Genomic DNA, 8,699 nt, shown 5'->3' with positions numbered 1-8,699 from the left:
GGCTCGCGTGGCCTTGGGGAAGGAGCCGTGCCAGCCCCACTCGGCCGACGGCTCGTCCCTCGGGTCGACCTCCGTACCGGTGCGCTTCTCGACAGCCTTGCCTGCCACGATCACTCCTCACCTGCGCCCACTACGCGCTTCTACGTGTGGCTCGATGATCCCACATGCCTCCCGCCGAGGCGGCATGGGACGTCCGCGACAATGGTCACCATGAGTTCTCCACGGACGGTGCTGGTACTGGGGTCCACCGGTTCGATTGGCACGCAGGCGCTCGACGTCACCGGGCGTAACCCGGACCTGTTCCGTGTCGCCGGTCTGGCCGCGGGCGGCTCGGATCCGCAGGCCCTGGCCCAGCAGGTGATCACCCACGCCGTCGAGGCGGTGGCGGTCACCCGATCGACGGTCGTGGAGGACCTGCAGCTGGCGCTGTACACGGAGGCGCAGAAGCGCGGCTATGCGCGAGGCGAGTTCCGCCTGCCCCGCATCTTCGCCGGACCGGACGCCGTCGAGGAATTGATCGACGCCGTGCCCGTCGACGTGGTGCTCAACGGCATGCCCGGTTCGCAGGGGCTCGGGCCGACACTGCGGGCACTCAAGACCGACGCCACGCTCGCGCTGGCCAACAAGGAGTCGCTCATCGCGGGTGGTCCGCTGGTACGGGCGGCGGCACGGCCGGGGCAGATCGTGCCGGTGGACTCGGAACACTCGGCGATGGCGCAGGCGCTACGCGGTGGCCGTGCGGAGGAGGTCAGCCGGTTGGTGCTCACCGCATCGGGGGGACCTTTTCGGGGCCGCGCGCGTGAACAGCTGACCGACGTCACCGTCGAGGACGCGTTGGCCCACCCGACATGGGCCATGGGACAGCTCGTCACGATCAACTCGGCGACGTTGGTGAACAAGGGCCTGGAGCTGATCGAGGCGCACCTGCTGTTCGACATCCCGTGTGAGCGCATCGACGTGGTGGTGCACCCGCAGTCGATCGTGCATTCGATGGTGACGTTCGTGGACGGTTCGACGCTGGCGCAGGTCAGCCCGCCCGACATGAGGTTGCCCATCGCGTTGGCTCTGCACTGGCCGAACCGGGTGCCGGACGCCATCGCGCCGTGCCGTTGGGACGAGGCGGCCACCTGGACGTTCGAACCGGTGGACGACGAGGCCTTCCCCGCCGTGGAACTGGCCCGCCACGTCGGCAGCGAGGGTGGCTGCCTGCCCGCCGTGTTCAACGCGGCGAATGAGCGGCTCGTCACTGAGTTCATCGCAGGAAACACCGGCTTCACGGCCATCGTGGACACTGTTGCCCAGGTCGTCGAAGCCGCTGACGAATGGCGGCGTCCGCCCCGTGACCTGGCCGATGTCCTCGCTGCGGAACAATGGGCGCGCGACTGTGCGACCACGATCATGTCGGGAGGGAAGTAGCGCGTGCTCGTCTACATCCTGGGGGTCGTGCTCTTCGCACTCGGCATCTGCGTCTCCGTCGCGTTGCACGAGGCCGGGCACATGGTTGCGGCCAAGTCCTTCGGCATGAAGGTGCGGCGCTACTTCGTGGGCTTCGGGCCGACGGTGTTCTCGTTCCGCCGAGGTGAGACCGAGTACGGGCTGAAGTGGCTTCCGCTCGGTGGTTTCTGCGACATCGCCGGGATGACCGCGCTCGACGAGGTGACTCCCGACGAGGCACCCCGCGCGATGTGGCGGTTCAAGACCTGGAAACGCACCGTGGTGCTCGCCGCCGGGTCGTTCACGCACTTCGTGTTCGGCTTCATCGTGCTGTACCTGATGGCGGTCACGATGGGGTTGCCGAACCTCTCCGCTAAGCCGGTCATCAACACGGTCTCCGACTGCGTGCGCAGTGCCGCGACGGTGGAGAAGTGGAACGACCCGACCTGTGGGCCCAACGACCCGGCCCCCGCCAAATCGGCGGGACTGCAGCCCGGCGACGAGGTGACGTCGATCGACGGCACTCCCGTCGGAACGTGGACGGACCTGTTGGGTGCCGTGCAGAGTTCTTCCGGCCCCACCGAGTTCCGCATTCTGCGGGACGGCGAACCCATGACCCTCACCGTCGACGTGCCGCGAGTGGAGCGTCCCGACGGGGAGGGCGGCACCGAGCAGGTGGGAGCGATCGGTGCCTCGCAGGCGGGGATGCTGACGTACGGGCCCGCGGAGGCGATCGGTGGTTCCGTCGGGTTCACCGGTGACCTGCTGGTGATGACCTGGGAGCGACTGCTCGAATTCCCGGAGAAGATCCCGGCCGTCGTCGAGGCCATCTTCGGGGAGGAACGCGATCCGGAGACACCCGTCAGTGTCGTCGGGGCCAGCCGTATCGGTGGTGAGGCCGTCGAACACGGTCTGTGGGAGGTGTTCTTCCTCCTGCTGGCCAGCCTGAACTTCTTCGTCGGCATCTTCAATCTGTTGCCGCTGTTGCCACTCGACGGCGGGCATATCGCCGTGACTTGGTACGAGAGGGTGCGCGACTGGCTCCGCAGACTGCGGGGCAAGGCGGCGGGAGGACCTGTCGACTACACCAAGCTCAATGCGGTCACGACCGTGTTCGTATTGATCGGCGGTGCCATTGTGTTGCTCACCGTGACCGCCGACATCGTCAACCCCATCCGACTCATCCCACAGTAGTGGTAACGCACAGTCCGCGGGTCTGTCCCGTTCACGTATCGTGGACGGGGCAGCGACAAGGTCAGGCAGTTGCCGCCGGAGCACGTAGTTCAGCGAAATTGCAGAGGATTCGATGACCGTCGATCTGGGTTTGCCCGCCACTCCTCCACCCGTCCTCGCCGAACGGCGTAAGACGCGACAGCTCCAGGTGGGCTCGGTCGGGGTCGGCAGTGACCATCCGATCTCCGTGCAGTCCATGACCACCACGGTGACCGCGGACGTCAATGCCACGCTGCAGCAGATCGCCGAGTTGACGGCCGCGGGATGCGACATCGTGCGGGTGGCGTGCCCCAGCGCCGACGACGCCGAGGCCCTGCCGGCCATCGCGGCGAAGTCGAAGATCCCGGTGATCGCCGACATCCACTTCCAGCCGCGGTACGTGTTCGCCGCCATCGAAGCCGGATGCGCGGGGGTGCGCGTCAACCCCGGAAACATCAAGAAGTTCGACGACAAGGTCGCCGAGATCGCGCGGGCGGCGAAGGACCACGGCACGCCCATCCGTATCGGGGTCAACGCGGGCTCGCTCGACCCTCGGATGATGGCCAAGCACGGCAAGGCCACTCCGGAAGCGCTGGCCGAGTCGGCACTGTGGGAGGCGTCGCTGTTCGCCGAGCACGACTTCCACGACCTGAAGATCTCGGTGAAGCACCACGACCCGGTCGTGATGGTGCGGGCCTACGAGATCCTCGCCGAGGAGTGCGACTACCCGCTGCACCTCGGCGTGACCTAGGCCGGTCCGGCGTTCCAGAGCACCATCAAGTCGGCCGCGGCCTTCGGTGCGCTGCTGCGGCAGGGCATCGGCGACACCATCCGAGTGTCGCTGTCGTCGCCTCCGGTCGAGGAGGTGAAGGTCGGCCACCAGATCCTGCAGTCGCTGAACCTCCGTCCACGCAAGCTGGAGATCGTGTCCTGCCCTTCGTGCGGCAGGGCGCAGGTGGACGTCTACAAGCTGGCCGACGAGGTCACCGCCGGTCTGCAGGGCTTGGAGGTGCCGCTGCGGGTCGCGGTGATGGGTTGTGTCGTGAACGGCCCGGGTGAGGCGAGGGAAGCCGACCTCGGGGTGGCTTCCGGTAACGGCAAGGGCCAGATCTTCGTGAAGGGTGAGGTCATCAAGACCGTCCCCGAGCACCAGATCGTCGAGACCCTCATCACCGAGGCGCTGCGTATCGCCGAGGAGAACGGCTACACCGGCGGCGACGGGGAACCGATCGTCACGGTGAGCTGACGTCTCGGCTCGGCGTATCGTCCCGGATGGGCGGACGTGTGTGCCGGACGAAGGGCCGGTCTCATACGTTCGCCCAGCCGGCGCTTGTGTCGACCGGCGAACGAGTCGAAGTCACCGTTCGCCGGTGAGCCGGGGACAACGGAATTCCGATGTGAATTTCTGGTCCGGACACCGCCGGATGAGTCCCCACGGGCGTCGCTGATCTGGCAATCTTGTTCTTGTGTTGCGGCTGGCCGGTGCGAGGCTGCTCGACGAAAAGGACTACCCGGCGGTTCGTTCGCTACTCGCGGCGGACCCGGTGGGCAGCTGCATGGTGTCCGCGCGAGTGGAGCTCGCCGGTTGCGACCCGTGGCGGTTGGGTGGCGAACTGTGGGGGACGGACCGGCGCCGCTCGGGTGAGCTCCAAGGCCTGTGCTTCGCCGGGCCCAACATGATCCCGTTGCAGGGCAACGCCGCCGCGTTGCGGTCGTTCGCCGATCGGGCGTTGCGTAAGCCGCGTACGTGTTCGTCTCTCGTGGGACCTGCGGACCAGGTACTGGGGTTGTGGGACGAACTGGTGCACGAGTGGGGCCCGGCTCGCGAAGTACGTCCGGACCAGCCGCTCATGGCTTTGGACACCGCGCCGGCGGTGGAACCCGATCCCGCGGTCCGGCCTGTGCGGCCCGACGAGATCGATGTCTATTTTCCCGCGGCCGTGGCCATGTTCCGCGAGGAAGTGGGCATCGACCCGCGCCTGGGTGACGGCGGGGTCGGTTATCGGGCCAGGGTGGCCGAGCTGATCGCCAGCGGCCGTGCGTTCGCCCGATTCGAGAAGGGCCAGGTCGTGTTCAAGGCCGAGATCGGGGCGTTGTCCCACAGCGTGGGCCAGATCCAGGGGGTGTGGGTGCATCCCCGGCACCGAGGTCGGGGCCTGGGTGCGTCGGGAACGGCCGCCGTGTCCGACCGGTTGGTGCGAGGTCTCGGTCGGATCGCGAGCCTGTACGTCAACTCCTACAACACGCCCGCGCTCGCCGTGTATCGGCGTGTGGGGTTCCGGCAGGTCGGCCGCTACGCCACCGTGTTGTTCTAGGCTCTCCGATTCCGTGTCCGTTTCCGTGGGCCGGTGGGCCGATCACGGCGGGCTCCTCAGTCACTTTCCGGCTATGGCCTGTCGTAGTTCCGGCGGTTCCAGTACTTCCGCCTCGAAACTCAGCTGGACGACGTGCATGGCGAGCCAGTTCAGGTCCTGGCCACCGGCGATGAGTACAGCACCACCCGTCGCGGTCGTCCTCGACACGCCCCGCCTGGGCTGGCCGGTGTGGAATCGTTCGGAGAAGCCGGCCTGGCTCGACCGTGCGGCCGGGCCGAGGGCCCTTAGGCGGAAGAACTCGATATGGGAAGAAACGTTGAGGGCATGGGGTGTTCCACCCGAGAACCTCAACGACCTCTCGGCGTTGGCCGACCCCGAGGGGGTGGGGCCACGGTTGTTCTTCCAACGGGTGCCCGAGGGCAAGCAGGCCAAGAACCGCGTGCACCTCGATGTGCACGCAGCCCCCGGGCTCGAGGGAGACGCGCGGATGGCGGTGTTGGAAGCGGAGGCCGAGCGGCTCGTCTCCCACGGCGCCACCCGGGTTCGGCGCTATGAACCCGATCCACCGCTGGCCGGTGGCTACATCGTGATGACCGACCCCGAGGGCAACGAGTTCTGCCTCGACTGATCGGCCACACGCCGTGGCCGCGCAGTCGAGGATTCCCGTCCCCGCCCGTGCGTGAGCAGCGCTGCCTCGTGCCGTGACGGGACGAACGGAACGGGCCGGGAATCGGTGCAGACTTCGGGTCGTAGGCTGGTGGCTATGCCCGATCGTGCACCGTTGACACCCGGCGTGCAGTCGCCGCCTCGTCCTGTTCCCTCCTCCATCGCCCGCCCCGAGTACGTCGGTAAGAACGCCCCGGAGCGCGACACCGGCGACGGTGTGCGGTCGCCGGAGGTCATCGAGGCGATGCGAAAGGCCAGCCGGATCGCCGCGCAAGCCCTGGAGGAAGGTGGGAAGGCGGTCAAACCCGGCAACACCACCGACGACATCGACCGCGTGGTGCACGAGTTCCTGCTCGACCACGGCGCCTACCCCTCGCCCCTCGGCTACCGGGGTTTCCCCAAGTCCTGCTGCACCTCGCTGAACGAGGTGATCTGCCACGGCATCCCCGACTCGACGGTGATCCAGGACGGCGACATCTGCAACATCGACGTCACCGCCTACATCGACGGCGTGCACGGTGACACCAACGCGACGTTCCTCGCCGGTGAGGTGTCCGAGGAGGCCCGCCTGCTCGTGGAGCGCACTCGCGAGGCCACCATGCGGGCGATCAAGGCCGTGCGCCCGGGTAGGCAGCTCAACGTCATCGGCCGCGTCATCGAGTCGTACGCCAAGCGGTTCGGCTACGGCGTGGTGCGTGACTTCACCGGACACGGCGTCGGTCCGGGATTCCACACCTTCCCCACGGTGCTGCACTACGACGAGCCGTCGGTGACGACGGTCATCGAACCCAACATGACGTTCACGATCGAGCCGATGATCACACTCGGCACGATCGACTACGACATCTGGGACGACGGCTGGACCGTGACCACCAAGGACAAGAAGTGGACGGCCCAGTTCGAGCACACGATCCTCGTCACCGAGACCGGCGCGGAGATCCTCACGCTGCCGTGATGCCGCCACCCCGGTGATGTGGCAACCACACACACCTTGCCTTGGTGTTGTGGGGTGTGTGCACATGGTTGAGAAAGCTGGTCGGCTTTACCGTCGGCTCTCATGTCGACCAGCTCACTGACCGGGAGAACAGCTCTCGTCCCCGGAGGCGCGAACGGCATCGGCCGAGCCTGTGTCGTGGCCCTGCGCGAAGCCGGAGCCACGGTTCACCTCGTCGATGTCGACCGCGCCTCCGCGACCGACGTGGCCGACGAGTGCGGCGCCGTCGCCCACGTAGCCGACCTGACCGACCCGGTCGCCACCGAGTCGCTGCCCCGCGACGTGGACATCCTCGTCAACAACGCGGGCGTGCAGCACATCGCGCCGATCCAGGAATTCGTTCCCGAGCGTTTCGAGCTCATCCAGCGGCTCATGGTCACCGCGCCGTTCCTGCTCATGCGGCACTGCCTGCCCGCCATGTACGAGCGCGGCTGGGGGCGCATCGTCAACATCTCCAGCGTCCACGGGTTGCGTGCCAGCCCGCACAAATCGGCCTACGTCGCTGCCAAGCACGCCCTGGAAGGGCTGAGCAAGGTAGCCGCCGTGGAAGGCGCCGAGCGCGGCGTCACCAGTTAACTGCGTCGCGCCCGGATACGTGCAGACCGATCTCGTGACCGACCAGATCGGTGCACAGGCGCGTTCCCGCGGTATCAGCTCCGACGCCGTCCTCGATCAGGTCTTCCTCCACCGCACCGCCGTCAAGCGACTGATCGAACCGAGGGAAGTAGCGGGCCTGGTCGTGTGGCTGTGCGGGGACGAAGCGGGCTACCTCACCGGCGCATCGATCCCGCTCGACGGTGGCTGGACGGCCACCTGAGGCCCCATGGTTCCTCGTCCGTTTCCCATCAGCACAACGAAGTGGTGATCAAATTGTCTTCCCCGACAGCGATCCGCTCGTCAGGACGATGCTGGCCTTCGCGATTCTTGCCGTGGGCTTCATCGCCAGGCCGCTCGGTGGGCTGGTGTTCGGCCACTACGGCGACAAGGTCGGCCGCAAGAAGCTGCTCGTGCTCAGCCTGTTGATGATGGGCGGCGCGACCTTCGCGATGGGACTGTTGCCCACCTACGCCACCATCGGGATCGGCGCACCGCTTTTGCTGGTGCTGCTGCGCTTGGTCCAGGGCTTCGCCGTCGGTGGTGAATGGGGCGGCGCTGTCCTCATCGTGTCCGAGCACGGCGACGACCGCAGGCGTGGGTTCTGGGCGTCATGGCCGCAGGCCGGTGTGCCCGCGGGCAACCTCCTCGCCACGGCGGTGTTGGCCGTCCTCGCGGTGGTGCAAAGCGACGAGGCGTTCAGCTCATGGGGCTGGCGCATTCCGTTCCTGCTGTCCGGTCTGCTGGTGCTGATCGGCATGTGGATCAGGCTCGCGGTGGAGGAGTCCCCGCTGTTCGTGGAGGTCGTGGAGAAGGCCGGGAAGCAGCCTGCACCGGAGAAGGCGCCGATCATCAGCGTGTTCAAGAACAGCTGGCGCGAAGTGCTCATCGCGATGGGGGCCCGGTTCGCCGAGAACGTGTCCTACTACGTCATCACGGCGTTCGTGCTCGTGTATCTGACGACCCACCTGGGCCTGCCGAAGTCGTTGGGACTCAACGCGGTGTTGGTGGGCTCGGCGATCCATTTCGTCACGATCCCGATGTGGGGATGGCTGTCCGACGTCATCGGCCGCAGGACCGTCTATCTCTTCGGGACCGTCAGCATGCTCGTGTGGAGCTTCGTGTTCTTCCCGATGCTGGACGGTGCGTCCTCGTGGGTGACGATCGGTGCCGTCTCGATCGGCCTGTTCCTGCACGGAGCCATGTACGGGCCGCAGGCGGCGTTCTTCTCGGAGCTGTTCGGCACCAAGGTCCGGTACTCCGGTGCGTCGATCGGCTACCAGCTCGCCTCGATCGCGGCCGGCGGTATCGCCCCGCTGATCGCGACGGCACTGCTCGACTCGTACGGCAACAGCCTGCCGATCTCGATCTACGTGGCGGTCACCTGTGTCGTGACGTTCGTCGCCGTGTACCTGGCCAAGGAGACCCGCGGTACCTCACTCGCCGACGCCGAGCGCACGGAGTCGGTGGCAGCATGAGGCGAT

At 67.1% G+C, this 8,699-nt stretch carries 6 protein-coding genes and 4 pseudogenes; 8 read left to right on the top strand and 2 right to left on the bottom strand.

Annotated elements, in window-relative coordinates; translation table 11 throughout:
- A partial coding sequence (locus M7H19_RS08210) for a DUF2631 domain-containing protein (RefSeq protein ID WP_277068052.1) occupies window positions 1-108 on the bottom strand: 108 nt, incomplete at its 3' end.
- A gap of 102 nt (window positions 109-210) precedes the next feature.
- On the opposite strand from M7H19_RS08210, the gene dxr reads away from it, so the two are divergent.
- The 4 genes and pseudogenes from dxr (at window position 211) to M7H19_RS08190 (ending at window position 4,961) form a co-directional block, all read left to right on the top strand.
- A complete protein-coding gene (dxr, locus tag M7H19_RS08205) occupies window positions 211-1,416 on the top strand; it encodes a 1-deoxy-D-xylulose-5-phosphate reductoisomerase (protein WP_298179100.1) in 1,206 nt (401 codons plus the stop codon).
- A 3-nt stretch (window positions 1,417-1,419) separates the two neighbouring features.
- Window positions 1,420-2,628, top strand: coding sequence for a site-2 protease family protein (locus M7H19_RS08200; protein WP_298179098.1), 1,209 nt, complete (start codon window positions 1,420-1,422; stop codon window positions 2,626-2,628).
- A gap of 112 nt (window positions 2,629-2,740) precedes the next feature.
- Window positions 2,741-3,892 (top strand): annotated as a pseudogene (gene ispG, locus M7H19_RS08195) (flavodoxin-dependent (E)-4-hydroxy-3-methylbut-2-enyl-diphosphate synthase).
- Window positions 3,893-4,112: 220 nt separating this feature from the next.
- Window positions 4,113-4,961 (top strand): GNAT family N-acetyltransferase, encoded by an 849-nt coding sequence (locus M7H19_RS08190; RefSeq protein ID WP_298179096.1) that lies wholly within the window; start codon window positions 4,113-4,115, stop codon window positions 4,959-4,961.
- 60 nt (window positions 4,962-5,021) lie between these two features.
- Here M7H19_RS08190 and M7H19_RS08185 read toward each other — a convergent pair whose 3' ends face one another.
- The gene (locus tag M7H19_RS08185; protein ID WP_363321345.1) at window positions 5,022-5,168 is read right to left on the bottom strand and encodes a WYL domain-containing protein; all 147 of its coding nucleotides are present in this window, start codon (window positions 5,166-5,168) and stop codon (window positions 5,022-5,024) included.
- Window positions 5,169-5,259: 91 nt separating this feature from the next.
- On the opposite strand from M7H19_RS08185, the pseudogene M7H19_RS08180 reads away from it, so the two are divergent.
- The 4 genes and pseudogenes from M7H19_RS08180 to M7H19_RS08165 all read left to right on the top strand — a co-directional run.
- A pseudogene (locus tag M7H19_RS08180) lies at window positions 5,260-5,589 on the top strand (VOC family protein); the annotation flags it as partial.
- A gap of 135 nt (window positions 5,590-5,724) precedes the next feature.
- Window positions 5,725-6,582 (top strand): type I methionyl aminopeptidase, encoded by an 858-nt coding sequence (map, locus tag M7H19_RS08175; RefSeq protein WP_298179095.1) that lies wholly within the window; start codon window positions 5,725-5,727, stop codon window positions 6,580-6,582.
- A 102-nt stretch (window positions 6,583-6,684) separates the two neighbouring features.
- Window positions 6,685-7,438, top strand: a pseudogene (locus M7H19_RS08170) (3-hydroxybutyrate dehydrogenase).
- Window positions 7,439-7,484: 46 nt separating this feature from the next.
- A pseudogene (locus M7H19_RS08165) lies at window positions 7,485-8,693 on the top strand (MFS transporter); the annotation flags it as partial.
- Window positions 8,694-8,699 lie beyond the last annotated feature (6 nt).

This window comes from Saccharomonospora sp. (assembly GCF_027317685.1).
Taxonomy (GTDB): domain Bacteria; phylum Actinomycetota; class Actinomycetes; order Mycobacteriales; family Pseudonocardiaceae; genus Saccharomonospora.
This window is presented reverse-complemented; position numbering and strand designations above follow the sequence as displayed.